The sequence below is a fragment of the Desulforamulus ruminis DSM 2154 genome, assembly GCF_000215085.1.
Taxonomy (GTDB): domain Bacteria; phylum Bacillota; class Desulfotomaculia; order Desulfotomaculales; family Desulfotomaculaceae; genus Desulfotomaculum; species Desulfotomaculum ruminis.
In genome coordinates this window covers 3,202,474-3,227,940 of sequence record NC_015589.1, presented here as the reverse complement: position 1 = coordinate 3,227,940, position 25,467 = coordinate 3,202,474, and the positions used below count along the sequence as shown (strand labels likewise).

29 protein-coding genes are annotated in these 25,467 nt (G+C 47.7%); 23 read left to right on the top strand and 6 right to left on the bottom strand.

Going from position 1 to position 25,467, the window contains the following annotated elements:
* Positions 1 to 9: 9 nt before the first annotated feature.
* Both DESRU_RS21545 and DESRU_RS15995 read left to right on the top strand, forming a co-directional pair.
* Complete coding sequence (locus tag DESRU_RS21545; protein ID WP_273484686.1) at positions 10 to 132, top strand: hypothetical protein; 123 nt, start codon at positions 10 to 12, stop codon at positions 130 to 132.
* Between the two features lie 68 nt (positions 133 to 200).
* Positions 201 to 935 carry a phosphatase gene (locus tag DESRU_RS15995; protein WP_013843128.1) on the top strand — a complete coding sequence of 245 codons (735 nt, stop codon included), beginning with the start codon at positions 201 to 203 and terminating at the stop codon, positions 933 to 935.
* Positions 936 to 1,009: 74 nt separating this feature from the next.
* On the opposite strand, the gene DESRU_RS15990 is transcribed toward DESRU_RS15995, so the two are convergent.
* The 3 genes from DESRU_RS15990 to DESRU_RS15980 all read right to left on the bottom strand — a co-directional run bounded on the left by DESRU_RS15990 (position 1,010) and on the right by DESRU_RS15980 (position 3,470).
* Positions 1,010 to 1,342, bottom strand: coding sequence for a hypothetical protein (locus DESRU_RS15990; protein WP_013843127.1), 333 nt, complete (start codon positions 1,340 to 1,342; stop codon positions 1,010 to 1,012).
* Between the two features lie 279 nt (positions 1,343 to 1,621).
* Positions 1,622 to 2,758, bottom strand: a complete 1,137-nt coding sequence (locus DESRU_RS15985; RefSeq protein WP_013843126.1) for a glycosyltransferase family 4 protein — start codon at positions 2,756 to 2,758, stop codon at positions 1,622 to 1,624.
* Positions 2,759 to 2,780: 22 nt separating this feature from the next.
* Positions 2,781 to 3,470 carry a zinc dependent phospholipase C family protein gene (locus DESRU_RS15980; protein WP_013843125.1) on the bottom strand — a complete coding sequence of 230 codons (690 nt, stop codon included), beginning with the start codon at positions 3,468 to 3,470 and terminating at the stop codon, positions 2,781 to 2,783.
* Between the two features lie 200 nt (positions 3,471 to 3,670).
* Between DESRU_RS15980 and DESRU_RS20980 the strand changes: the two genes are divergently transcribed.
* The 5 genes from DESRU_RS20980 to DESRU_RS15965 all read left to right on the top strand — a co-directional run bounded on the left by DESRU_RS20980 (position 3,671) and on the right by DESRU_RS15965 (position 8,642).
* On the top strand, positions 3,671 to 3,844 hold the full coding sequence (locus DESRU_RS20980; protein WP_013843124.1) for a hypothetical protein: 174 nt from the start codon (positions 3,671 to 3,673) through the stop codon (positions 3,842 to 3,844).
* 21 nt (positions 3,845 to 3,865) lie between these two features.
* Complete coding sequence (locus DESRU_RS20615) at positions 3,866 to 4,042, top strand: hypothetical protein (protein ID WP_013843123.1); 177 nt, start codon at positions 3,866 to 3,868, stop codon at positions 4,040 to 4,042.
* Positions 4,043 to 4,135: 93 nt separating this feature from the next.
* On the top strand, positions 4,136 to 5,167 hold the full coding sequence (locus DESRU_RS15975) for an AI-2E family transporter (RefSeq protein ID WP_013843122.1): 1,032 nt from the start codon (positions 4,136 to 4,138) through the stop codon (positions 5,165 to 5,167).
* A gap of 327 nt (positions 5,168 to 5,494) precedes the next feature.
* Entirely contained in the window at positions 5,495 to 8,128 is a 2,634-nt protein-coding gene (alaS, locus tag DESRU_RS15970) for an alanine--tRNA ligase (protein WP_013843121.1), read from the top strand.
* Positions 8,129 to 8,246: 118 nt separating this feature from the next.
* Entirely contained in the window at positions 8,247 to 8,642 is a 396-nt protein-coding gene (locus DESRU_RS15965) for a hypothetical protein (protein WP_013843120.1), read from the top strand.
* A gap of 86 nt (positions 8,643 to 8,728) precedes the next feature.
* Here DESRU_RS15965 and DESRU_RS15960 read toward each other — a convergent pair whose 3' ends face one another.
* Positions 8,729 to 9,094, bottom strand: a complete 366-nt coding sequence (locus tag DESRU_RS15960) for a DUF4363 family protein (RefSeq protein ID WP_013843119.1) — start codon at positions 9,092 to 9,094, stop codon at positions 8,729 to 8,731.
* Between the two features lie 35 nt (positions 9,095 to 9,129).
* Positions 9,130 to 9,858: a DUF421 domain-containing protein gene (locus tag DESRU_RS15955; protein ID WP_013843118.1), complete on the bottom strand. Its 729-nt coding sequence runs from the start codon at positions 9,856 to 9,858 to the stop codon at positions 9,130 to 9,132.
* A 139-nt stretch (positions 9,859 to 9,997) separates the two neighbouring features.
* Here DESRU_RS15955 and DESRU_RS15950 point away from each other — a divergent pair, with 139 nt between their 5' ends.
* The 14 genes from DESRU_RS15950 (at position 9,998) to DESRU_RS15885 (ending at position 22,275) form a co-directional block, all read left to right on the top strand.
* On the top strand, positions 9,998 to 10,255 hold the full coding sequence (locus DESRU_RS15950) for an IreB family regulatory phosphoprotein (RefSeq protein WP_013843117.1): 258 nt from the start codon (positions 9,998 to 10,000) through the stop codon (positions 10,253 to 10,255).
* 167 nt (positions 10,256 to 10,422) lie between these two features.
* A complete protein-coding gene (ruvX, locus tag DESRU_RS15945) occupies positions 10,423 to 10,839 on the top strand; it encodes a Holliday junction resolvase RuvX (RefSeq protein WP_013843116.1) in 417 nt (138 codons plus the stop codon).
* Positions 10,840 to 10,939: 100 nt separating this feature from the next.
* Positions 10,940 to 11,209 (top strand): DUF1292 domain-containing protein, encoded by a 270-nt coding sequence (locus DESRU_RS15940; protein ID WP_013843115.1) that lies wholly within the window; start codon positions 10,940 to 10,942, stop codon positions 11,207 to 11,209.
* A gap of 249 nt (positions 11,210 to 11,458) precedes the next feature.
* On the top strand, positions 11,459 to 12,877 hold the full coding sequence (locus DESRU_RS15935; protein ID WP_013843114.1) for a VanW family protein: 1,419 nt from the start codon (positions 11,459 to 11,461) through the stop codon (positions 12,875 to 12,877).
* Positions 12,878 to 13,075: 198 nt separating this feature from the next.
* Positions 13,076 to 13,642, top strand: a complete 567-nt coding sequence (locus tag DESRU_RS15930) for a sigma-70 family RNA polymerase sigma factor (protein ID WP_013843113.1) — start codon at positions 13,076 to 13,078, stop codon at positions 13,640 to 13,642.
* A gap of 3 nt (positions 13,643 to 13,645) precedes the next feature.
* Positions 13,646 to 14,578 (top strand): DUF4367 domain-containing protein, encoded by a 933-nt coding sequence (locus DESRU_RS15925; RefSeq protein ID WP_013843112.1) that lies wholly within the window; start codon positions 13,646 to 13,648, stop codon positions 14,576 to 14,578.
* A 184-nt stretch (positions 14,579 to 14,762) separates the two neighbouring features.
* Positions 14,763 to 15,506: a P-loop NTPase family protein gene (locus DESRU_RS15920; RefSeq protein WP_013843111.1), complete on the top strand. Its 744-nt coding sequence runs from the start codon at positions 14,763 to 14,765 to the stop codon at positions 15,504 to 15,506.
* Between the two features lie 134 nt (positions 15,507 to 15,640).
* A complete protein-coding gene (gene mltG, locus DESRU_RS15915) occupies positions 15,641 to 16,648 on the top strand; it encodes an endolytic transglycosylase MltG (protein WP_238446315.1) in 1,008 nt (335 codons plus the stop codon).
* 45 nt (positions 16,649 to 16,693) lie between these two features.
* Positions 16,694 to 17,914, top strand: a complete 1,221-nt coding sequence (locus DESRU_RS15910; protein ID WP_013843109.1) for a peptidase U32 family protein — start codon at positions 16,694 to 16,696, stop codon at positions 17,912 to 17,914.
* Between the two features lie 71 nt (positions 17,915 to 17,985).
* A complete protein-coding gene (locus DESRU_RS15905) occupies positions 17,986 to 19,686 on the top strand; it encodes a peptidoglycan D,D-transpeptidase FtsI family protein (protein ID WP_013843108.1) in 1,701 nt (566 codons plus the stop codon).
* A gap of 59 nt (positions 19,687 to 19,745) precedes the next feature.
* Positions 19,746 to 20,513, top strand: a complete 768-nt coding sequence (locus tag DESRU_RS15900) for a helix-turn-helix domain-containing protein (RefSeq protein WP_013843107.1) — start codon at positions 19,746 to 19,748, stop codon at positions 20,511 to 20,513.
* A 130-nt stretch (positions 20,514 to 20,643) separates the two neighbouring features.
* Positions 20,644 to 20,961 carry a thioredoxin gene (gene trxA / locus DESRU_RS15895; protein WP_013843106.1) on the top strand — a complete coding sequence of 106 codons (318 nt, stop codon included), beginning with the start codon at positions 20,644 to 20,646 and terminating at the stop codon, positions 20,959 to 20,961.
* A 157-nt stretch (positions 20,962 to 21,118) separates the two neighbouring features.
* Positions 21,119 to 21,910: a prolipoprotein diacylglyceryl transferase gene (gene lgt / locus DESRU_RS15890; protein ID WP_013843105.1), complete on the top strand. Its 792-nt coding sequence runs from the start codon at positions 21,119 to 21,121 to the stop codon at positions 21,908 to 21,910.
* 104 nt (positions 21,911 to 22,014) lie between these two features.
* Positions 22,015 to 22,275, top strand: coding sequence for a DUF3243 domain-containing protein (locus tag DESRU_RS15885; protein WP_013843104.1), 261 nt, complete (start codon positions 22,015 to 22,017; stop codon positions 22,273 to 22,275).
* A 52-nt stretch (positions 22,276 to 22,327) separates the two neighbouring features.
* On the opposite strand, the gene DESRU_RS15880 is transcribed toward DESRU_RS15885, so the two are convergent.
* Positions 22,328 to 23,500 (bottom strand): MBL fold metallo-hydrolase, encoded by a 1,173-nt coding sequence (locus tag DESRU_RS15880; RefSeq protein WP_013843103.1) that lies wholly within the window; start codon positions 23,498 to 23,500, stop codon positions 22,328 to 22,330.
* 238 nt (positions 23,501 to 23,738) lie between these two features.
* On the opposite strand from DESRU_RS15880, the gene DESRU_RS15875 reads away from it, so the two are divergent.
* Both DESRU_RS15875 and DESRU_RS15870 read left to right on the top strand, forming a co-directional pair.
* Entirely contained in the window at positions 23,739 to 24,602 is an 864-nt protein-coding gene (locus DESRU_RS15875; RefSeq protein WP_013843102.1) for a class II fructose-bisphosphate aldolase, read from the top strand.
* An 80-nt stretch (positions 24,603 to 24,682) separates the two neighbouring features.
* Positions 24,683 to 25,456: a DeoR/GlpR family DNA-binding transcription regulator gene (locus DESRU_RS15870; RefSeq protein WP_013843101.1), complete on the top strand. Its 774-nt coding sequence runs from the start codon at positions 24,683 to 24,685 to the stop codon at positions 25,454 to 25,456.
* Positions 25,457 to 25,467 lie beyond the last annotated feature (11 nt).

The window sequence follows — 25,467 nt, the reverse complement described above, 5'->3', positions numbered from 1 at the left end:
AAGAACCTCTTGTCCTACTTTCAAAGTAGGGCCGGAGGTTCTACTTTTTATGATTTAGACGGAAGAAACTGCCTGGACCCGGCAGCGCTAAAGGAAATGGGCTTTCAATATAAGGGTATCGGTAAAAAATAACCTATATTAAACAGGAATTTAACAGAAGGGCGGTATAGTAAAGACAACAGGTGAAAGGGGGAGAGGGAATGTTGTTGGAGGCCGATCTACACACCCATACACTGGCCAGCGGCCACGCCTTCAGTACCTTTAAGGAAATGGTGGATCAGGCGGCCCTTGTTGGCTTAAAAATGTTGGCCATAACGGATCACGGCATCAATATGCCCGGAGGGCCTCATGCCTATTATTTCAGCCAGATTCTGGGGTTGCCCCAGGAAATAAACGGAATTCAGATTTTAAGGGGTGTTGAGGCCAATATTATAGACGTAAACGGCAGCCTTGACATGCCTGAAAGATTATTAAAAACCCTGGATTTTGTCATTGCCGGGTTTCATGCTGAAACAGGGTATGCGATTGGTTCGGTGGAACAAAATACCAGAGCAATCCTTGGCGCTATCCAGAATCCTTATGTTCATTTGATTGCCCATCCCTGCAATCCTGAATATCCCATAGACATCGAACGGGTGGTCCAGGCCGCCCGCAGTGCTGGCAAGGCTTTGGAATTAAACAACAGTTCCCTGTTTTTTAGCCGCCCGGGCAGTGGCCCCCGCTGCAGCCAAATGGCCCGGCTGGCCGCCAAAACCGGCACCTTGCTTACCATTAACAGCGATGCGCACAGTTGCTATGCTGTGGGCAAGGTTGAACAAGCGGTAGAGGTAGCCCTCCAGTCCGGCGTTAAACCGGCCCAGGTTTTAAATACTTCCGTCCGTTCCGTAAGGGACTATCTCCAGTCCCACAGGCAGCGGCTGAAAAGAATATCCTAAGACAAAAAAATCCACCGGCAGTGGATTTTATTTTACACTTACAAAACCCATTAAAGGCCAGTTATAGTGAAGACCTAAAAGGGCAGGATATCAGTGAATTTAAGCATATCGACGGTGGTGTAGGCGATGGCTCCAAACACAACTTTTCTTTTGGTGATTGTAACATTGGGGATGACTCTAGAGATAACAAACAGCAGACAATAGGCAACAAAAAGTCCAATAAACCCATTCCAGAAAAGATGGAAAAAAAGTCTCTCTGTCTTTCCATTTAGGACGGTATAGAAAAACAATTCAGTAACAAATTCTGCCACCAAAAGGAACAGGATACCTGCAAAGGCAAGAATAAAATAAAAGAAAAATTGACTGGCCTTTTTGGTTATACCATTTTTCGTTAGGGTTTTCTCCATAGAAACGCCCCCTTTTATATGGGGTATTTTTGGTGTCTAACATCCTAATGAATGGTGCTACTGTCAATATAAAGAAGCTCAGTATTAAAATCAATACCTAATATTCTTTTTAAAAATTTTTTTAATATCTCAAGTTGCAGCAGCCCCTGATTATATCTATGCACCTGGGAAGATTTATATTTTCTATGTGACAAAAAAGAAGATAGAATTGGTGGAAAACCGAATTCTATCCCACGACAGGTCATGAGGGGGAGAAACTCTTGTTTTATAACAAGAAGATTAAAGGGCTACCCCTTGACGCCGGTGAACTACGTTATCGTAGCTATCCAGAAGGTTATTCAATTCCTGATCCCAGGATTTGCTCAGGGAGTAAGCCCGGGCCTGGCAGGCCAGGGTTTTTCTAAGGGCAGGATTTTCTTTTAAAGCAACCAGGATCTTCATCATATCGCGAACACTGCGGGGGCGGCAGACCAGCCCGTTATGACGGTCCAACAAGTTATCCTTAATTCCTCCGCAGTAAGGTGCCACCACCGGCAGGCCGGAGGCCATGGCCTCCAGGATAACATTGCCGTAGGTTTCAGTGGTGGAGGGAAAAACAAAAATATCACAAGAAGCGTAAACGGTTGCCAACTCTTCTCCATGTAAGTAACCGGTAAAGGTAATGTTGGGAGTTGCCTCCTCTTTTAATTTCGCGGCCAGCGGACCGTCTCCGGTAATAACCAGATGAATATCCGGGTGGATGGGATGAATTACTTTCATGGTTTCCATTAAAATATCCAGATCTTTTTCCGGTGCCAGTCGCCCCACGTACAGTAAAAGAGTCTTATTTTGGGCCCCGATCCTGGCTTTAAAAGAAGGATCGGCTTTTCCAGGCTGGTAAAGAGAAGCGTCAATGCCCCGGCCCCAGAGTTGCAGGTTCCGTATCCCCTTTTTCTCCAGCAATTGCAGGGTGGACCGGGAAGGGCAATAATTGACCAGGCACTGGTTATGAAACCATTTCAAGTATTTCCAAACCCAGTTGGTGAAGAGGCCCAGTTTGTAATAGGAAAGATACTGAGGAAAATTCGTGTGATAGGAACCGACCGCAGGAATTTGTCTGGCGGCGGCATATTTTAGACCGCATAGGCCCATGGAGATTTCGGTGACCAGGTGAATAATGGTCGGTTGAAAAAAATCCAGTTGGCTGGATATTTCCGAGAAGTTGGGGAGAGCCACCTTACATTCTTGGTAGAAGGGGACTTCAAAGCCGGGTGAAGGATAGATCTGATATCCGTTAGGAACCGACAGATTGACATCCGGCGAAAGCACCAGGCAGGGGATGCCCCGGGCTGCCAGGTGATCGGCCAGCCTGCCAATGGTCCGGGCTACTCCGTTCACCTGAGGAACAAAAGTATCTGTAAAAATGGCTACCTTCAAAATCGGTATCTCCTTTCCATCCTTACAGTTGATTATAAAATTGCAATAAAAAACCGGCTGTGGTTCGCTGGGCCTGGGGGAGCAAGATTTCCGCGGCCTGGTGGTAGCCTGTGCGGGCACCGTCCTCTACCAGTGGGTAGAATGCTTTGGCCAACCTGGCGTTTTCAGCAATCCATTCTTCCGGTTTAAGGGCGAGATCATAAATACCGCCTCGGGTAACTTTATAGTGATCTTTGTGGGACTCGGCCCAATCTTCAAAATCCATATGACTGCCAAATATTTTGCAGGCTGCGTGGTGTGGAACGCACATGTCCTGAACCAGATGAATGGCGGCCCCCAGGTAAAAAATAGCCTTGTCATGTTTCTTTTGCTGCCATAATTTGCGGGCTTTGTTATAAAACTCGGTGCATTTTTCTGCGGCACTGGGCCAGAACCACATGCCGCTTTGGGTATCGGGATCATACAGGTGACAGGTGCTCTTAAGGCCGGTGTCCACCCAGAGGACCCCGCTGTCCAAGGGCTCCGCAAAAATTTGGAAAAACTGAAAGGCTTTCTTGTGACCATCGTTAAATAAAATTTTTCTGCCCTGTTCGTTAATAAAACTGTGTGTTGCGCTGTCACCCCGTACCCATTCAATGGGAATAGGCATAGAAGCAATGTATTTGCCGGCGGTGGCGAGGGACCAACTGAACATCATAGTTATGCTTAACATTTTACACCCCATAACACTGGTTTTCTTTATTATAAAATGTCTTTCTAAGGTAGATATTAAAGTTAAATTAAAACTTTTTAAACTAAGCCAATATTTTCAGATTGAAATGAAACCGTAATCATTTTAGCCCATTGCATTTTTCCCGTTGATGTTGGTAATAATAACGAACAGTTAGAATTTTACGTAAGGGGGCCTTTCCATTGACCTGTCCGGTTTGCGGTGGTAAAGCCACCGGCAAAGTGGGTATAGACCAGTATTATTGCTGGGATTGTTGCGTGGAATACCGTATGAACAAAGAGGGAGTAGATGTTTTTGAGGTTGCCGAAGACGGCAGTCTGGTTTCCTTTGATCCGCACAATAATCAACTATATTAGTCTGTAGGGGGTGAAGGCGCGATGGGATTTTGGCGTGGTGTAATTGCCGGTAGTTTACTCGGAGCAGCCATGGGAATGGCTTTTAAACCCCAGAGAAAACCGGAAAAAATGCTGCTGGGAACCACTCGGAAAGCCCGGAATCGGGCTCAAAAGATGATGAAAGGCATGAGCAGCCGAGTCAGTGATATGATCAGGTAAATTAGTAACCTAAAGTGAGGACTACGTCCTCACTTTTTCGTACCATCCCTTTAGGATGCTAAGGATACTTATAACATGCACGGGGGACCTGTTATGCCCTGGTGGAACGAGAAACAAACCTATCGTATCTTATTCATAACCTTTTTGCTGGGTCTGGCCGCGTATTTTCTTTATTTAATCCGGGGCTTATTTTTGCCCTTTATTTTAGCCATTGTCCTGGTATATTTATTAAATCCTATTGTCGACCGGATGGAGCGCCGGGGGACTTCCCGGGTGGCTGCCATTCTCATCCTTTATCTGGGGGTCGTTATTATTGTGACCAGCGTTTTAATGTATGGGATCCCCAGAATGATTAACCAATTAGAAAGTTTAGGCCAGGCCATCCCTGCCTATACGGATCAAGTGGAAGGGATGGTTCAGTCCATTCAACAGCGGTTTGCCGACAGTGCTCTGCCGCCAGGTCTGCAGCAGATTTTGAACGAGCGAATTCGCTGGGGAGAGGCAAAGCTAATGGAGATTGCCAGGAAGGCGGCGGATTTGCTGCTGGCTCTGGTGGGCAACCTGATTAACTTTGCCCTGGCTCCGGTCCTGGCTTTTTACATCATGAAGGATTTACAACCCATCAAAAAACGGGGCGCTTCCTTGGTTCCCCCAAGATGCTATAACGATGTCTGCCGGTTGGCCAAGGAAATTGACCATGTGATTGCCTGTTTTGTCCGGGGGCATCTGACGGTGGTGGTGATTGTCGGTATTTTGAGCGGGGCGGCCTTTGCCCTGGTGGGTCTGGAATTCGCCGCCATGCTGGGGGTCATTGCCGGCTTGGCTGAATTAATCCCTTATTTCGGGCCTTTAATTGGCGCTGTTCCCGCGGTGGCTCTGGCCCTCCTGGAATCCAAATGGCTGGCCCTTAAAGTGATTGTGGCGGTTTTTATTATTCAACAGTTGGAGGGCAGTATTATTTCGCCCAGAATTCTGGGCAACAGTATGGGATTACATCCACTAACCATTATTGTGGCCCTTCTGGCCGGGGGTCACCTGTTCGGAATTGCCGGTATGCTGCTGGCGGTGCCCCTGGTGGCGGTGGCCAGAATTGGCATTGGTTTTGTATGGGAAAAGCTTAATTAGATTAAGGGGGATTCCATCGGGGTCCCGTTGTTGGCCTTAAGGATTTTCCTTTTGGGTCCTGTTGTTGGTATGATGTTTTTCTTACGGTTGAATAACAAACCCTGGAGAGGAATGCATAGATACGAACAACGAGACCCAAGGAAATAAAGGATAAGGCTAACAACAGGACCCCGGGAAATACAGAATAAGTCTAACAGCCAGACCCTAAAGGAATGCTTTTCAGCACCATTGACCCCTCTCAATTTTTACTATAATATTAATATTTGGAAGATAATTGTGGATTTTGCCGTTTTGCGTGATTCGAAAAGCAGGAGGGAATATGCATTGATGACCGGAAAAGAATTACGGGAGAAGTATCTAAAATTTTTTGAAAAACGGGGACATCAAATTCTGCCCAGTGCTTCTCTTATACCTCATAACGACCCCAGCATTTTATGGACGGCTGCGGGAATGGTGCCTTTTAAGCCTTTTTTTACCGGACAGGCCGTTCCTGAAGTAAAGCGGGTAACCACCTGCCAAAAATGCATCCGCACCCCGGATATTGAATCCGTTGGCCGGACGGCCCGCCACCATACTTTCTTTGAAATGCTGGGCAACTTTTCCTTTGGTGACTACTTTAAGGAAAAGGCCATTCCCTGGGCCTGGGAGTTTGTTACCGAAGAGTTAAAACTCCCGAAGGAAAGCCTCTGGATCACCATTTATCTGGATGACGATGAAGCCTTTGAAATCTGGAACAAGGTGGTGGGCATACCCGCTGAACGAATTGTCCGACTAGGCAAAGAAACAAATTTCTGGGAGATCGGTGTGGGCCCCTGCGGCCCCTGCTCGGAAATTTATGTGGACCTGGGTGAGGACCGGGGATGTGGTTCCCCGGATTGCCAGGTGGGCTGTGACTGCGACCGCTTCCTGGAAATCTGGAATTTGGTATTTATTCAATTTTTCCGGGACGAAGAGGGCAATTATTCTCCTCTGGAGAACAAGGGAATTGACACCGGCATGGGTCTGGAACGGGTGGCTTCGGTGCTGCAGGGAGTTGCTTCCAACTTTGATACCGACCTGTTCCGGGAAATTATGGATTTTACGGCGGATCTGGCCGGACAAAAATATGGCCAAAGCGGTTCGGTGGATCTGGCCCTAAAGGTAATTGCCGACCATTGCCGGGCCGTCACCTTTGCGGTCAGTGACGGAGCATTGCCCGGCAATGAAGGTCGGGGCTATGTAATTCGGCGTCTGCTGCGCCGGGCGGTACGTTTCGGACGGGTGCTGGGAGTGCGGGAGCCCTTTTTGTACAAGGTTTCCGGCGCCGTTATTCAACAAATGGAAGACGCTTATCCGGATTTAAAGCAAAGAAAAGAGCATATTCTCCGGGTGATTCATACCGAAGAAGAGCGATTTATGGAAACTCTGGCGGCGGGGAGCGATATTCTTTCGGTCTTAATCAACGAGGCCAAAAACACCGGAAAAGGAGAAATATCCGGGCCGGATGCCTTTCGGCTTTATGATACCTTTGGTTTCCCCCTGGAATTAACCCGGGAAATTGCCGAAGAACAGGGTCTAACGGTGGATGAAAAGGGATTTGCCGCGGCCATGGAGGAACAGCGGAAGCGCGCCCGCAGCGCCAGGCAGGAAACGGAATACCTGTCCGAGCGGGGAGTATTGTACAAAGCCCTGCGGGAGGAACTGGGAGAAACTCATTTTGTGGGTTACGGCACGCTGGAATCCGAGGCCAATGTGCTGGCTCTGTTGAAGGACGGACTGCAGGAGATTTCCGCAGGGGCCGGGGAGGAAGTGGAGATCGTCCTGGATGTGACTCCCTGTTATGCCGAGTCCGGCGGTCAGGTGACCGATCACGCCATACTCAGGGGAGACGGACTGGAAGTGGCCATTGATGCGGTCAGCAAGCCGGTGGAAGGATTAATTGTGCACCGGGGGAAAGTGCTTTCCGGAACCCTTAAACGGCATGATTCCGTTAAGGTTCAGGTGGAGCCCGACCGCCGGGGAGAAACCGCCCGAAACCATTCGGCGACCCACCTGCTGCATAAAGCCTTGAAAAAGGTTCTAGGGGATCATGTGAATCAGGCCGGTTCTCTGGTGGATCCCGAGCGCCTGCGCTTTGACTTTACCCATTATGCGGCGGTAACCCCTGAAGAACTTGGCCGCATTGAGGAAATTGTCAACAATGCGGTTCTGGCCAATTTACCTGTAGAAGTTTTTGAGACCACTCTTCCCAAGGCTAAGGCCATGGGGGCTGCGGCTCTCTTTGGGGAAAAGTACGGGAAAGAGGTCCGGGTGGTTAAAATGGGCGATTTTAGTCTGGAACTCTGCGGAGGCACCCATTTGACCTCCACCGCCGAAGTAGGATTGTTTAAAATTATCAATGAAACCAGCGTGGGAGCCGGTCTGCGGCGGATAGAGGCTGTAACCGGTTTGGGTGTGTTAAGATATCTGACCTTGAAAGAAGCCCAGTTGGAGGAAATTGCCGGGGTCATAAAAGCCCCGGTTCCTGAACTGGTGCGCCGGGTGGAAGCCATGGTCCAGCAAAACAAAGTTCTGGAGCGTGAGATTGAGGAATTAAGAGGCAAACTGGCCCGATCCGAGGTACAGGATATTCTGGGACAAGCCAAAGAGATCAAAGGCGTGCCGGTACTGACCTCGGTAGTTGCCGCCCCGGATATGGACAATCTGCGGGGCATGGTGGATATGATCCGGGATAAAATGGGCAGCGGTGTCATCTTATTGGGCAGTACCGCCGGTGAAAAGGTGAATCTGGTGGCGGCTGTAACCAAAGACCTGCTGGGGCGGGGGCTTCATGCCGGGAATCTGATTAAAGAGATTGCTAAGATGGTTGGCGGCGGCGGCGGTGGAAGACCGGATATGGCTCAGGCCGGCGGCAAAGAGCCGGCTAAACTGCAAGAGGCTATTGATCGGGTCTATGCTGTGGTGGAAAAACAAATGAAATAAAGCGGAGGGACTGGCTTACAGCCAGTCTTTTCGTTTTTTTATCTGTAACCCCCCGGGAGAAAAGACCATATGATAGATAGACAAGAGGATTTTTGATCACCGGAGGGGAGGTTAACGAATGTTTTTTCCACCCAGAAGGGCCCCGAAAACTGTTAAGGAAAAATCCCAGGGGGTTCCTATCGTATCGGGTTTACCGGGAATACAACTCAGGCTGGATGTGGATCACATGCAGTTATTGGGAACATTAGCCATGCTTGGTTTAAGCCAAAGTCCTGGATTAAAAGGAATGATGCAAGAATTCACGGGTTTTCTGCAGCAGGCTCAGGAGGCTGCGGATGCTCTTACAGTCCAAATGGAAAATATGCATAAGGAATTCCAGAAGGTTCAAACCAAGATAATGGAAATGAACAGTTTTCAGGAGCCGGTGCAGGAAAGCCGGAGGGCCGGTTATCCCCCGCTGGATCCCCTGATGCTTTTTCAGCAACTGTTTCGATTGATGTCTATGAATCGATAGAAAACAGGCACCGTCGGGGACACGGTGCCTGTTTCTCCCGACAACGGCGTGAAATTTTAAGATCAGCCAAGGCAGGTTTGCTGACGCTATTTGAAATTATCATAGGTTTTTCTTAAAACGGCTAAGTCCCGCAGCGCAGTGACCGGTTCCCGGACCTGGATGCTGGCACCCAACTGCTCCAGAGTTTCTTCAAACCTCTCCACTTGATCGTGTTCGGTGCTGAAGGAAATCCTTTTCTTAATCACAGGCCAAACTTCAAGCAGACGGTCATAATTTTCCTGGGCCAGCGTCCAGTTTTCTCTCTGGATATTGTCGGTGACCAGAGAAAGGTAATTCATAATATCTTCCTGGGGATGCAGGGGTTTTTTCAGGTAAGATCCGGAGTTTAAAATTAAGACAAAACTGATTAAAGCCAGGGCCACAACGCCCCATAGCAATAGGCGTTTGATCATAATACCTCCTGTTTGTAGAAATCCTTTGCTATCTTTTAAAAGGGTCCCTTGAAATCGCTGGGGTCTAAGAACTGTTTAAATTTATCTTTATAGGTATCCGCGTAAAGCTTACCCGCAGGATTCACTTCGGCGTAAAAGACTTCTTTGATGTGTTCCACACCGTATTGGTCTTTTAATTCTTTTAGGAGCCAGTTGGCATCCAGGTTAAGCCGTTGCATATTATGCTCAATCATGGCCCCCTCCTGAATCACGGCGGTGGGCATGCCCTGGTGTTCTGTGCGGAGCCCCAAATCCAGGGGCGTTAGAGGCCGGTGCTGTGATTTTTTTTGTACCGAAAGGGTGCCTCCGGTTTCCAAAATAGCGAATTCAACATCCGCCAGGTTAAAAATATTTTTCTGACGCAGCCGTTCTGTTAAATCGGAAAGGGTAAATCTCATTTGACGCATATTTTTTTCTAAAATCTGTCCCTTATGGATTACCAGTGTGGGCTCTCCCACAATGACTTTATTAAGAAACTGAAACTTGATGGTGATGTACTGCATCATGAGGGTAAGAATGATCACCACGGAAAGTCCCAGCCAGTGATTCCAGGCCCGGGAATCCAGGTTTACAATCATATTGGAGGTCAGTGAACCGATGGTGATGCCCGTAATATAATCAAAAACGCTTAATTGACTTATTTGTTTCTTCCCTAGAATCCGTGCGTAGATCAATAAAGTAAAAAACCCGATAAAAGCCCGGACGATAATCACAAATGTTTCCATTTAGACCCTCCTGACCTGCTTCTCTAAATCAGTATTCCCAATTTTAAAATCCTTTTTTTTGACAAATAGAGGAAAGCAGAAAGATTCGTTGAATTAATATTAATATTACAGGTAATATTAGGACTGGGAGGTCTTTGCCATGGCTGATATATCTCAAGAGACCGTAATGTTCAAGGTCCAGGCTGAAGAAGTTAACCAAGCCCGTGAAATACTGCTGGCAGTGTATGCTGCCCTTAAAGAGAAGGGCTACAATCCCATAAATCAATTGGTAGGTTACCTTTTGTCCGGAGACCCGGCTTACATCACCAGTCACGGCAATGCCCGCAGTTTGATTCGCAGGCTTGAGCGGGATGAACTGCTGGAAGAGCTGGTTAAGAATTATCTGGAGCAAAAGTAACCCCGCATGGGGATTTGTTTTTTTATAAGAAGGGTTACGGAAGTTGCCGGGGACACAGGCATAAATGTGTCCATTTGTGTTTTGCAGTGCTGACATCAGCAAGACCCACTCCGGGAGAGCGTAATGAAGCTCCGGCAAAGGGTATTTGAGGAATGGGAGAAGAGAAAATGAGAATAATGGGTCTGGATGTGGGGGATAAAACCATTGGGGTAGCCCTGAGCGACCCCATGGGATGGACGGCGCAGGGGTTAGAAGTTATTCGCCGGAAGAACGATATTCAGGAGGACTTTCAGCGTCTGCTTGAAATTATCCGGGAATACGGGGTAGAATCCATCCTGGTGGGCCTTCCTAAAAATATGAACGGTACCATTGGACCTCAGGGGGAAAAGGTGCAGGCCTTTGTAGAACAGTTAAAAAAGGAAATCAACCTGCCGGTAAAAACCTGGGATGAGCGTTTGAGTACGGTGGCGGCGGAGAAGGTGCTGCTCCAGGCGGACGTGAGCCGGAGCAAGCGCAAAAAGGTGATTGATAAGATGGCGGCAGCCGTCATCCTTCAAGGATACCTGGACTCCGGGGCCAAATAATCCGGAGTATAAAAGGCCTGATCCGGGATCTTACCTTTTCTTGACAGGCCGTTTTTTTTAAGATACAATACAGTCAATCTTTGGAAAAGAGGTGCAAATTGTGACAGAACAAGATGAAGTCATCACTTTAATTGATGAGGATGGGACGGAACACGACTTTAACGTGATAGATGTTATTGAAGTAGAAAGTTCTGAGTACGCCATATTATTACCGGTGGAAGAAGAGTCCGACGAAGCGGTGATTCTTAAGTTTGCTAAAGATGACGATGGCAACGAAATTCTTGTAGACATCGAAAGCGATGAGGAATGGGAAAAGGTTGCCGATGCCTGGGAAGAAATGGTTATGAACGAGGAAGGCGAAGACGCTTAACACCGCTAAACCGGACGGGTTGCCGCCCGGTTTTTTACTGCCTGTAAATACATGTAATTAAGAAGAATAGAACGCGGATTTAACGGATGATACAAATTTAATATTTCAAAAAATACAAAGGCTTCTGCTTGGGCGAAAACCGGAGCAGGAGCCTTTTTCTATTTATTTATCGCTTGCAGTGGAATAGGAGAGGCCCGTCCCTAGTATGATATACCTAGATTAGAATCATTTGTGGGAGGGGGCCTGCGATTGTTTAAAGGGAAATTTCGCATCGTTGCGGTGATTTGCTTTGTATTATTCGGCGTGATGGCCTACTTGAGTTCTCAAATGAGTTTCGGGCCCCGGGATAAAATTTTACCGGGAATTTATGTGCTTAATGTAAAACTGTCTCGTATGGACCGGGACCAGGCCATACAAGCCATGAAAAAAATGGAGGCAAGTTTTAAACAGGCCCGTACCATTCAATACAGGGAATTATCCTGGAGCCTTCCCATGGACCAGGTGGGATTGCGGTTAAATTATGAGGAGGAAGTGGAGCGGGCCATGTCTTTTGGCCGGACCGGTTCCCTCTGGCAGCAGTTCCTGGAGAGAAGGGAAGCTCACCGGAGCGTTCATTTAAAACCCGAAATCCATTTGGATGCCAACCTTTTAGAAAAAACTGTGACAGCGGCTGCAGAAACGATTATTTTGCCGCCCAGGGATGCAGGACTGATTATTAATGATAATGATACGGTGGAAATCTCTCCCGGCCGTGAAGGCCGATTGGTTGACATAAATCATTTGCAGCAGGAACTAATTAAATCTCTCCTAACGGACAGCCGTTCACCCATTCCTTTAAAACTGGTGGTGGCTCCCCCGGTCCGTTCCACCGAAGAGGTTAGTGCCATGGGGATCAACCGGCTGCTGGCCATGTACTCCACCCAGTTTGATCCCAATAAAGTGAACCGGGCTTATAATGTCAGTGTGGCTGCAGCGGCTTTAGACGGCTTAACCGTCGCCCCCCGGGAGGTCATGTCTTTTAATGAGGTGGTAGGGCCCCGCAGTACCGAAGCGGGGTACAAGACCGCTCCCATTATCGTAAATAATGAACTGGTGGACGGGTTGGGAGGAGGCGTCTGTCAGGTTTCCACAACCTTGTATAATGCGGTGCTCCTGGCTAATCTGGAGGTGGTGGAACGGACCAACCATTCCATGCCCATCACCTATGTGCCCATTGGCCGCGATGCCACGGTGGTTTTTGATGCCATTGATTTTAAATTCAGAAACAATACCGATTATTGGCTTTATATCCAATCCCATGTAAAGGGAGGTACCCTAGTCATTAAAATATTTGGCAATGAGCAATTTAAGAAAGACGTGGTCATCCGCAGTTGGATTGAGGAAACCTATAACCCGGATACCCTGGTGGAAAACGACTATAGTATCCGCATGGGGGACCGGCTGATCAAACAAAAGGGGGCTCAGGGATACCGGGTGTCGGCGGAGAGGGTGGTTATGGAAAAGGGCCAGGTGGTAAAAGTGGAGAAACTGCCCACCAGTGTTTATAAGGCCAGAAACCAGATTATTTCCCAGGGGATGGCCCCGCCGGGGGATATATTGTCTAACCCGGAGCTGCCGGCGGACGATTCGCCGGTAAACGGGGAGATGGAAGAAGCGGAAGAAAGATAAGTTTTAGCCTTGTGGAGCCTCTAAGGATAGGCCAATCCTGGGAGGCTTTTTGCTGTTGTAGAAGGACTTTAAAAAGAAAATAAAAAAGCAGGAGAGAAGTAAAAGTTAAAAAAATTTGTAATGAAATCCACTTTTCTTCGTATTACATGTTAGAAAACATTGCGCAATGTTAAATTAATTGTATGCAGGGGGGGAGTCATGGAGACGACCATGTTGGTTGCAGAGCCTACAGATAAAGAACAAAAAAACAATATGAATATTGATGTGGGCATATTTAAAGAAATATATGAAACGTATTATAAGCGTGTGTATAACTACATCAGTTATAGAATTAACAACCATAACGATACAGAGGATCTTGTTAGCCAGGTTTTTGAGCGGATTATACAAAGTATGTATACCTACGATCCCAAGCGTTCGGTGTTTGATGCTTGGCTTCTTGGAATCGCTCGCAACACCGTAACGGATTATTTCCGTAAACAAAAAAGGAATTTTAATATTTCTCTGGATAATGTAATTCATCTAATTTCAGGAAACAGTCAGCCGGAAGAGGTAATTGTTATCGATGAAAACAATGTAAGCCTGGTAAAAGCCTTGGCCAAACTAAGCGACAAGGAGAGAAACATTGTGGCGCTGAAGTTCGCTGCTGAATTGAGAAATACAGATATTGCGGCAGTTATGGGTATATCAAATTCTAATGTGGGCGTAATTCTTTCCAGGAGCTTAAAGAAGCTGCGTAAAGAATTAGAAAAGGAGGCGAGGTAAGCAATGGGCAAAATAAAGGATGATAGACAGATAGAAGAATTATTAAAGACGGATTTTAGTATTCAAAGCCGTTCTAAAGAAAAAATACTGAATCAATTGCTCTATGAAATTAATAATCAAGAGTGTATGAATGGAAAAAAGGAGAATTTTGCTATGATAAGTTTTTTCAAAAAACCGATTTTTATAGCTGCAGCGTTAGCTGTGTTCGTTATGAGCTTTTCAATGACTTCCTATGGTAATGACTTCTATAAAAAAATTAAAGAAGTTTTTGTTGGAGACCATGCCAGATATGTAGTGACAGAACAAACCAGTGAACCAAACAGAACAATTCCCGATGAACTTAAAGGAAAATTATATGATAAAAAAGGGAATGTTCTTAAACAATATCCAAAGAATGGGACAGTTTACAACGCTAACGGTGAGCAACTGATTCTCTCGTATGTAGAGTCCCAAGATGGGGACGGAAATACGATATCAAAATATGAAGCTCTAACGCAAAAAGAATATGATGAGCGGCAAAGAAGTAAAATGACCACCATGACGAACCTGGAAGAAGCAAAGCCTTACCTTTCATTTAATTTTTCATTGCCTCGCTATATGCCGAAAGGCTATGCATTTGACAGAGTTCAACTGTATAATGATGAAAATGGAAAACCTTATAAAGATGGCGAATATGCTATTGTTTTTTTTAGCAACGGCGACCGCACCAAGGATATCTATTTACAGCTTAGGCAGATGAATGAAAGAACTGCCTATGAAGCAGACATTGGTGATGTTGAACAAATTGAAATTAACGGTAAAAAAGGTGTTATTGGCAAAGGCAACATCCATGTGGAAATTGACGGCGTTATGTACATGTTTATGGCCTCAAAAGCAGGAATTGACAATGAGCAATTGATTAAAATGGTAGATTCCATTCCTTACCAGAACGAATAAAGTTTATAAAGATTATATAAATAAGAGAGAACCTCACCTCATTGGTTCTCTCTTAACTATCTTCTTCAGTGGACAATCCACCGGTTATGTCCTCAAAAATTTATTTCAAAAGAAATGGAAGATTTCCCGGTCCCCAGGCATATTTATTTAGCTAAGGATATTAGTGGTCAAGGAGGGGGCCCGGTTGAAAAAAATCGTTGTTTGTGGAAGGAATGATGGGGGAAAATCCACCATTCTGGGAGAGTTGTACAAAGGATTAAAAAACAGGAATTTTCATCCCCTGGCCATTGGTTCGGGGGTACAGGATGAAAAACCCTATCTGCACAAGGGCATTGATCCAAGCTATTTGACCATCGCAGTGCCGGAACCCGGCAGGGATATCGTTTCCGACATTGAAAGGGTGATCCGCAATGCCGTAAACCAAATTAAAGAAAAGAACAAGCTCATTGAGAATGCCCGCAAGGCGCTGGATGAGCTGAACAAAGTCCGCTCGGTACTGGAACTGGGCAATCTTTCGCAAAAGGACATACCGGGAACCGCGGTGCTGCCGGATGTGGTGTTGATTGAGGCGGTGGGGATCAACGACGGCTACAAAGCCCAGGAATGCCGCAAAATGGCCGATGTGCTGGTGACCATTATTCCGGCGGGATTAAAAAGCGAAATCATTATGGAACCGGGCAATTACCTGCTGGATGAATCGGACATTATGGTTGTAACGAAAATTGACGAGACACCCAGGGACGTCACTTCCAACACGCTGAAACTATTGCAGCGCATTTACCGGACCAAGCCCATTATTCCGGTGGTGGCTACCAAAGGGGTGCACATGAATCTGGTACTGGATGAGGTGATCAGCGGATTAACCAATCCCGCCATTATATTTGATCCGATTTTTCCCGAACCAAGAGACGTCAATAAAATCAACTAAGTAGGGGGCATCTCTTTCAGAGGGGTGCCTTTTTACCTGCAAACCCCCGGGAGGGTTCTTGTACCCGCCGGTGAATCAATGATATAATTGGTTAAATGATTAAAGGTTGGGTTTTTGTGGTTAGACGCTGGAAAATGAATAAAAGCATTGTGATCGTCCTTTTTTTGTTGTTGGCGGGCATATTGGGAGTTAACCGGTATGTCTTTTCGTTGTTGCAGCCGGTGGATCCTTCGGGAAAAAATGCCGATGTACTGGTGCAAATTGCGCCTAACAGCAACACCGCTCAGGTGGCCAGCCTGCTGGAGGAACAAAAACTGATTCGCAGCGCCCAGATCTTCCGGCTTTATACACGGTATCACGAGCTGGATAATCAACTGAAAGCCGGCTATTATTTGATGAACGGGAATATGTCCACTCCTGAAATTATCAGCCTGTTGGTGCGCGGCGCCACAGCCTCTAAAAGCTTTACCATACCCGAGGGCTATACCCTTAAACAAATTACCGATTCCCTGGCGGACAAGAATTTCATCCGGGAAGAACTGTTTCTGGAGTTGCTGGCCAAGGGTCAGTTTCATTATGCCTTTCTTAAAAATCTGCCCCAGGGTTCCAAACGTTTGGAAGGATATTTGTTTCCGGAAACCTATAATGTCAGCCTGGACAGCACCGAGAAGGATATCATTAATGTGATGCTGGCGGGAATGGACAAGCAGCTCCGGGAGCTAAAATTCGAGGAACAGGCCAAAGCCCTGAATTTAAGCACTCGCCAGGCACTAACCATTGCTTCCATGATTGAAAGGGAGGCCAAAAAAGACGGGGATCGCTCCCTGATTTCCAGTGTGATTCATAACCGGTTGCGTCTGGGGATGAGACTCCAGATTGACGCCACGGTGGAGTATGCTCTGGGCGGCCACCGGGAGAAAATATATTATAAGGACCTGGAAGTGGATTCCCCGTATAATACCTATAAATACAACGGACTGCCTCCCGGGCCTATTGCCGCCCCCGGCAGGCAATCTTTGCTGGCGGCTGTCCAACCGGCCAGCACCAATTACCTTTATTATGTGGCGAAGCCCGACGGAAGCCATGCCTTTGCCACCACCCTGGAAGGACACAATGAAAACAAAAGAAAATATCTGCAATGATGGACATAGCCTAGAAGCCGTATATCCCACGCGAGGTGACTGATTTTGAAGCCATTGGAACTTTTAGCTCCCGCCGGAGACCTGGAGAAATTAAAAATTGCCGTTCTGTACGGGGCCGATGCCGTCTACCTGGGTGGACGGCAGTTTAGTCTGAGGGCCGGAGCAGGAAACTTTAGCGAAAAGGAAATGCTGGAAGGCATTGAATTTGCCCACAGCCATGGAGTGAAGGTCTATGTGGCCGTCAATATTTTTGCCCATAACCAGGATTTAGAAGGATTGCCCGGTTATCTGGAGTCCCTGGTTCAGGCAGGGGCGGATGCGGTGATTGCCAGCGATCCGGGTGTGATTGCCGAAATTCTCAGGCTGCAGCCCGGGTTACCGGTGCATTTAAGTACCCAGGCCAATACCACCAACTGGGCCAGCGCCGCCTTTTGGCAAAAGGCCGGGCTGCGGCGGATTGTTCTGGCCCGGGAGCTCTCCCGGCAGGAAATCAAGGAAATTGCCGGCCGGGTGGATGTGGAACTGGAGGCCTTTGTTCACGGGGCCATGTGCATGTCCTATTCGGGCCGGTGTTTGTTAAGCAATTTTTTAACCGGGCGGGATGCCAACCAGGGGGATTGCGCCCAATCCTGCCGCTGGCGCTATCATTTGGTGGAGGAGAAACGTCCGGGTCAGTACTTTCCGGTGGAAGAAGATGCCCGGGGCACCTATTTCATGAGCAGTAAAGACCTTTGCCTTTTACCCTATATACCGGAGCTGGTGGATGCGGGAGTCAGCAGTTTTAAAATTGAAGGCCGTATGAAAAGCATTCACTACCTGGCCACCGTGGTTAAAACCTACCGGCAGGCTCTGGACAGCTACCAGCAAAACCCTGCCGCTTATAAGGTAGAGCCCCAGTGGCTGGATGAGATTACCAAGGTCAGCCACCGGGAATATACCACCGGATTTTTCCTGGGAGATCAGGGAGAAACGGCCACAGTAGAACCGGATCAGAGCAGTTACACCCGCCGCACTTCCTTTGTGGGGCTGGTTCTGGGAAAAGAACCCGGCGGCCGGGTAGTGGTGGAGCAGCGCAATCATTTCAAAGCCGGAGAAAGCCTGGAAGTCCTGACTCCCCAAGGGGAGAATTTTATCATTGAAGTTTCCGCCATCTACAACGGGGCCACCGGAGAGGCCATGGAGGCGGCTCCCCATCCCCAGCAGGTGGTTCATTTGGAGGTAGACCGGGGGCTCCCGGTCCTGTCCATGCTCAGAAGAATCCTTTAAAGCATAAGAAGTTCCTTATTTGGTGAGAATAATAGAATAACATTTTTTCCCAAATAAGGATGCGTGGAATCTTGCATATTCTTAAACAAAAAAGATTGGTTCATACCTTTTTCTTTATTTTAATCCTTTTCGGTGCGTTGGTTTTTCATCTGGCCTTTATTCAGTTGATCCACGGAAAGGAATACGGGCAAAGGGCGCTGGATCAGCGTACGTTAAAGGTGAGCCTGGAGGATACGTCCAGGGGCAATATTTTGGACCGGCAGGGAAAAATTGCTCTGCTGGGCAGTCACCAGGAAGATAGAATTTTGGTGTTTCCCCAGATTATTTTGCACAAGGATGCTGTCCTAAGGACTCTGGCGGATATTTTGCAGCAGGACCCCGGAGAGATTCAGGGGTATTTTACCGGCTCACCCCGGTATCTGCCCTATGCGCTGACGCAAGAGCAGGTTAGCCGGATCCGCCAATTAAAAATTACCGGCCTGCTGGTGGAAAGAGTCAATTTCCGCTATGGGACTTCTCCTCTGGCCGCCCACGTGATTGGCCATCTGGGTCCCATTTCGGATCAGGGTGAGCTGGAACATTTAACCGGACTGGGAGGTAAGCCCTATAAGTTGACCGATTCCATCGGCATGAGCGGCCTGGAGTATTTTTATGAAAGAGAATTAAAGGCCGTGGAACCGGCCGATCAGGCCAGGGCTCATGTGGATGTCTATCAAAACCTCATTGCCGGGTTGGGAATTGAAGTAAAGCGCCATCAGGAAACCGGGAAGCGGGATATTGTAACCACCCTGGATGCCGAAATACAGCAAATTGTTGAGCAGGTGATGGATGAGCGGATTCAACGGGGGGCGGTTGTGGTTATGGACGCCCGGACCGGGGATTTGCTGGCCATGGCCAGCAGGCCCAATTTTAACCCGGCCGACATTGCCCGGTCTCTTCCCGGAGAAAGGGACACCTTTCTGGATCACTGCACGGCATTATATCAACCCGGATCCATTTTTAAAGTGGTGGTTGCCGCCGCAGCCTTGGAAGAAGGGCTGGTGAAGCCTTCGGATACCTTTGTCTGTCTGGGGGATAAAGACCCGCTGATTCATTGCTGGCACAAGGAGGGTCACGGTCTGATCACCTTTGAAGAGGCTTTTGCCCAGTCCTGCAATCCTGCTTTTGGGTCCCTGGCCTTAAAGCTGGGAAGCGAAAAAATCATTCAGTATGCCCGGGCCTTTGGGTTGGAATCCCAAGACATTATCGGATATCCGGTACCCAGGGATAACCGGCAGAACTTAAACTTAATTGCCCAGAAGTATAGTCTGGTGAACAGCAGCATTGGGCAGGGACCGGTTTTGGCCACCCCGGTACAGATGGCGGCCATGATCAATGTGATTGTCAACGACGGGGTTTATATCGAGCCCCGGCTGGTCAAGGAGATCAGAAAAGAAAACGGGGAGCCCCTTCGTTATTATCCCCTTGGTAAAAGCCGCAAGGTGATTTCCCAGGAGACCAGCCGGGAGTTAAAGCGGCTGCTTGGCCTGGTAACCTCCGAGGGGGTTGGGAAAGAAGCCGACATCAAGGGTTATGGCAGCGCGGGGAAGACCGGGTCCGCTCAGGTAGGCTCCGGAACGGACAAAGTGAATGCCTGGTTTTCCGGCTTTACCCCGGTGGATCAACCCCGGTATGTGGTAAGCGTTCTGGTGGAAGAGGGAATCAGCGGAGGTTCATCGGCTGCTCCGGTTTTCAGGGAAATTATGGAGAAAGTGCTGCCCCCTTCGCGTTGACTGCATAGTAAAATTAGCGTAGAATAATAGTATATTTTGTTTGCTATGGAGGATGTTGTATGATAGTGCGGGGGGACCAAATTCGAGCCTTAAGGGAAGAAAGAGGCTATACGCTGCAGGACCTGGCACGCCGGGCAAAGCTTTCCTTGTCTTATTTAAGTGAGATTGAGCGAGGTTCCAAAAGACCCTCATTAAAGACAATCGATAAGCTTGCCGCAGCTCTTAACGTAGCAAAAACCCAACTGGTGGAAGGGGAAATTACGGATACCGGTTTGGGTCTGGGGGAAAAGATCAGAATTATCCGCAATGAGAATAACCTATCTCTACAGGAATTGGCCGACAAAATTGGTATTTCTCTCTCCTACCTCAGTGAAATTGAAAGAGGCACCGTTTATCCCGCCCTGAATACATTAAAAAGGGTGGCTGAGGGGTTGGGAATACCGGCCACAGCTCTGATGGGCCATGAGGGATCCTTGGGGTATAAGTTGAAACACCTGCGGGAGGAGTATGGTTTAACGCAAGCCCAATTGGCCAATTTAGCCGGGGTAACGGCCGGACTCATCGGCCAGATTGAGCAGGGAAAAGTGCAGCCCTCCCTAAAGACACTGGAAAAATTGTCCGAGGTGATGGGGGTTTCACCTTGCTACTTTATTATGGAACCCGGCGCTGTGGATCAAATGGTCAGCCTGATGAATCCCGAATTAAGAGAATTGCTGATCCATCCCAATGTGCAGTCTGTGTTAAGTCTGGTGTGCAATCTAAATGAAAAGGAACTGCAGTTTGTTTTAAATTTTATTCAGTTGTTTAAACGTGCAGAGCTTAGCTAAATGTTTTCTAAAGTAATTGCCGTCAGATATATTGCTGGCGAACATAAAAGTATAGTATTATAGTTTCGGGAGATTTTTCCCGGTGTGTATTTTAGTAATGAAGTGATCATCTTGAAGGAGGGTATTTATCATGGCTATGGAACTTAATGCCGCAAATTTTGAGGCCGAAGTACTCAAATCCGATGTTCCTGTACTAGTAGACTTTTGGGCAGCTTGGTGCGGACCCTGTCGCGCTATTGCACCGGTAATTGAGCAATTATCCGGGGAATATGCCGGTAAGGTTAAAATTGGTAAGGTAAACGTGGATGAAAACAGAGATCTGGCTCAACAGTTTGGAGTTATGAGTATTCCTACCTTAATTTTCTTTAAAAAAGGTGAAAAAGTTGAGCAGGTGATTGGTTTTACCGGAAAAGCCGATCTCGAGAAGAAACTGAACGCCCTTTTATAATTAGCCGGCTAAATCCTCCGACTTCGGGGGATTTAGTATTTTATGAAGGTTTCTCATCCGGGGCTCGGGCGGTTCCATAACAGGTTATCGTCTTTTTACAGGGTTTGTTTGTTCCCCGGAATAATGAACCCCAAATATTCTACTGGGAGTGGAATAGTTGCATCAGATCTTATTTTATATTGGCGATTGGCCCATACGGTCCTTTGGCTTGATGCTCTCCCTGGGAATTTTGGCCGGCTTGCTTACCAGCAGCTATGTAGCCAAAAAGCAGGGCCGTTTTTTCGAAGAAGTTCTTGATCTGGCCTTTTATGCCGTGATTGGGGGCATCATTGGCGCCCGGGTCTGGGAAGTCATTTTTAACTGGGACTATTATTCCTACCATCTCTGGCAAATTCCCGCCCTGTGGAACGGGGGCCTCTCGGTTCAGGGATCGGTGCTGGGGGGAGTGCTGGCTGTTATCTGGTACTGCAGGAAGCACCGGATTCCCTTCTGGCCCATGGCCGATATCCTGGCTCCGGGGCTTTTGGTGGGACAGGCCATCGGCCGGCTGGGCTGCTTTCTCAACGGGTGCTGCTACGGCATTCCCTACCAGCACCCGGGAATTGTTTATCCCGTTGGCACCGATGCTTACTATGCCTTTGGTTCACAACCCCTTTTCCCGGCAGTGCTTTTTGAAGCCGCCTGGGATGTGCTGGTCCTGACCTTGCTGCTGAAAATATTTAGCCGCAGGCCCTTTGACGGTTTTATTACCCTGAGTTATTTTATACTCTATTCTCTGGGGCGTTTTACCCTGGAATTTTGGCGGGGGGATAGTCTGCGCACCGTGATGAATTTAAAGGTTGCCCAGGTAACTTCCGTAACAACCGTTTTAGCGGCTTTATTGCTGATGTATTATCTTTATAAAAGAAAAAATGACTCCAAGGACCGTCCCTTGAATAGTAAAAAATAAAGAAATGTACATGCTAAAGAGAGACATTCTCTCTTTTTTATTTACCGTTAATTCAAGAATTGGTTTTGTTGCGGCGGGAGAAAATAATTTGAGGAGGTGAGGTTGTGGAAATCGGTCATAACTGGCACAAATGGAAGTCTGTTATCGGCAATGTGGTGGGTCTAGGTGAACGGGTTGGTCTGGATGATGAAACCATTAACAGTGTTGCCTTCCGCATGGGTGATTTTTTTGCCAATCATTTTGACCCGGCCAACGATGAGCAACGACTGATGAAGGAACTTTGGGAAGAAGGGGATGAAGACGAGAAAAGAACCCTGGCTTCCCTTATGGCCCGGCTGTCCCATAGAAAAACACAGCATCATTAAAAAAGAGGAGCCGCAGCTCCTCTTTTTTACTATGTTGGCAATCTCAAGGGTTTTATTTTGCCAGCGGCAGCTTCATTTCCCTCCAGCGGTGCATGCCCAGATCCAAACTGCGCACATGGGAGTAGCCGTAGCCCCGGAGAAACATGGCGGCATAGGCGGAACGGGAACCACTTTCGCAAAGGGTGATAATGGGCATCTCCAAATTGGCGGGCAGTTCTTTGATGCGGGTGGGCAGATCGCGGATAGGCAGGTTGATGGCTCCGGGAATGTACCCTTCCGCAAATTCCTTTGGCTGCCGCACATCTAAAAGTAAAATCTCCCGGGAGTTCTTTTGAATAATCTCCAGCATTTCCTGATGGCCGACTAAATTCCAGTGCTGGGGAATGTTTTTAAAATAATATTCCATGGCACTGCACATCTGTCCCATTAACGGGTTGGCGGGAGCCGCAGAGGGAGCGGCAGGGGTTTCCGGGGCCTGGGACGGCGGCACCAGGGAACATTGAATTTTATCCCCGGAACCGGACATGCTGGGCAGTTTGGCAAAAGATTCTGCGGCAAATTGAATAAATTCTTCCCGGGAGCGGACTTTTAAAAAGGGGTTATGGATTTTTTCGTAGCCCATGACGCTGTTGATGTTGTTCTGGTAATCATGGGCCGGGTAAATAATGAACTCTTCGCCCAAGGGAAGCAGTTTGTCAAACAGGCTTTCATACATATTTTCGTTGCTGCCGCCGGGAAAATCCGTACGTCCACAGGTGCCGATCATTAAAATATCACCGGTTAAAATTCTATTTTCCACCAGCAGGCTGATACTGTCCAGGGTGTGGCCGGGGGTATAAAGGAACCGGATGGGAACCGTTCCCACATAGATGACTTCGCCGTCCTGGGGGGAAAAATCAACGGCAATGGCTCCATTAAAGGCTAAATGTTTGACAATGGCATCATTACCGGTAAAGGTGGCTCCCAGCTTTCTTTGTTCCCCATAGGCCGGGTGCATCACCACTTGGGCGCCGGTGTTTTGGGCCAGAAAGCCGGACAGGCTGTCATGGTCCACGTGGGTATGGGTATCAATCACATAAATCAGCTTTAAAGCCATGTCCTTGAGGGCTGAAAGATAAAGATCCCCGTTGTGATTGGGGTCCACCACCGCGGCCAGCTTTTCCTGGTCACACCAGATTAAATAGGAATAACAGCCGTCGCTATCGCGAAATTGCTTGACAGGCATGGGATCACCTCCGAGATTCAATGGTTATAGCTAAGTTACCTTATAACTTTGCTTGAGTACAGTCCCAGTCTTTAAAGTTAAGGTATTTTAAAGAGTTTTGTAATATAACCGGACATCAAAAACTTAACATAAAACGAACACAAAAAAACATAAACAAACAAAAATATGTTTCCTTGACAGAGCCCTTTTGTTATAATCAACTAAAAAGGAATTCATTTGAAAGAGAAGTGACATTCGGGTGACATTGGTAAATTTAAATAATATGTTAAAACATGCCATGGATCACGGCTATGCCGTGGGATCCTTTAATATGGTGGATGTCAATTCATTGGAAGCGATCCTCCGGGGCGCGGTTCAACTCCGTTCGCCGGTGATTGTTTCTGTGGCGGAAATTCATTTTCCTTACGTTGATATAGAGAAATTAGCCTTCCTGATGAGAACCCTCACTCAGGATGCTCCGGTGCCGGTGGCTTTGCATCTGGATCACGGGCAAAGTTTAAGCGCCATTATGAGAGCCATGCAAAGCGGCTTTACTTCCGTGATGTTTGACGGTTCCCAACTGCCTTTGCAGGAGAACATTCTCCGCACCGCAGAAATTGTGCGTTTTGCCCATGCTGCCGGAGTATCGGTGGAGGCGGAGCTGGGGCATGTGGGCGGTGCTGAAGGTCAATTGGAAAATGACGAGGATGACAGCTTATTTACAGATCCCCTGGAAGCAGGCCTGTTTGTCCGGCAGACCGGAGTGGATGCGCTGGCGGTGGCCATCGGTTCCGCCCACGGGGTGTATAAAAAACAACCTCAATTGGATTTTGCAAGGTTAGAAAGAATCAAGGAACAAACCAACATTCCTTTGGTTTTACATGGCGGTTCCGGAATACCCGATGAAGATATCCGACAGTCCATCCGCCGGGGCATCTGTAAAATCAATGTTTACACCGAACTTTCCCAAGGCGCCAATCAAGCCGTTCACCAGGCCCTGGCGGCCAAACCGCAGCTTCCTTATCCGGAGATTAAAATCAGCGCCGGACGGGCCATTGAAAAGATTGTGATGGAGAAAATTAAGAATTTTGGCGGCGGCCAAGGGAATCTACAGGATCAATAGGTAAAGGCATCGGTAATTTTTCTGAATATTAAAATATTAACTTCGAACACGGTTTAAGCTGCTTAGGGAGGCGAATTAAAATGTTATCCATTGACCGACAGACGAAAATCATTCAACTGCTTAAACAAAACAACAGTGTTCGGGTTTCGGAGCTAAAAGCATTGTTTAATGTCTCTGAAATGACCATCCGGAGAGATTTGGAAAAGCTGGAGCAGCATGGCGTGATTATCCGCAGTCACGGAGGCGCTGCTTTAAATCCTTTAAACAATGTGGATGTTGCTTTCCAGAACCGGACTCAGAGACATGTTGAGGAAAAGGAGGCCATCGCCAGAGAAGCGGCGGCGCTGGTACAGGACGGCGATTCCATTGTGCTGGACGCGGGGACAACCACCACGCCCATGGTCAAGTATTTACGGAATAAAAAAGATTTGGTGGTCTTGACCAACTCGTTAACCGTGGCCAATGAAATGGCACAGATTCCGGGAGTTACTCTGGTATTAACCGGAGGCAATTTAAGGGAAATTACCCTTTCCCTGGTGGGCACCCTGGCGGAGGAAAATTTGCGTCGTTTTTATGTGGATAAAGCTTTTATTGGTACCAGCGGTCTTTGTCTGGTCCAGGGCTTAACCAATCAAAACATGTATGAGTCCGAGGTGAAAAGGGCCATGATCAGTATTGCCAGAGAAACCATCGTGCTGGCAGACCATAGCAAGTTTCACCGGGTGTCCTTCAGCAGCTTCAGTCCCCTGCAGGCGGTCCATAAGATCATTACGGACACCGGCGCGCCCATGGATACGGTAAAGCAAATCAGAGAGCTGGGGATTGAGGTTTTGTTGGCGAAGCCCGGTCCATAAGAGGAGGGTTT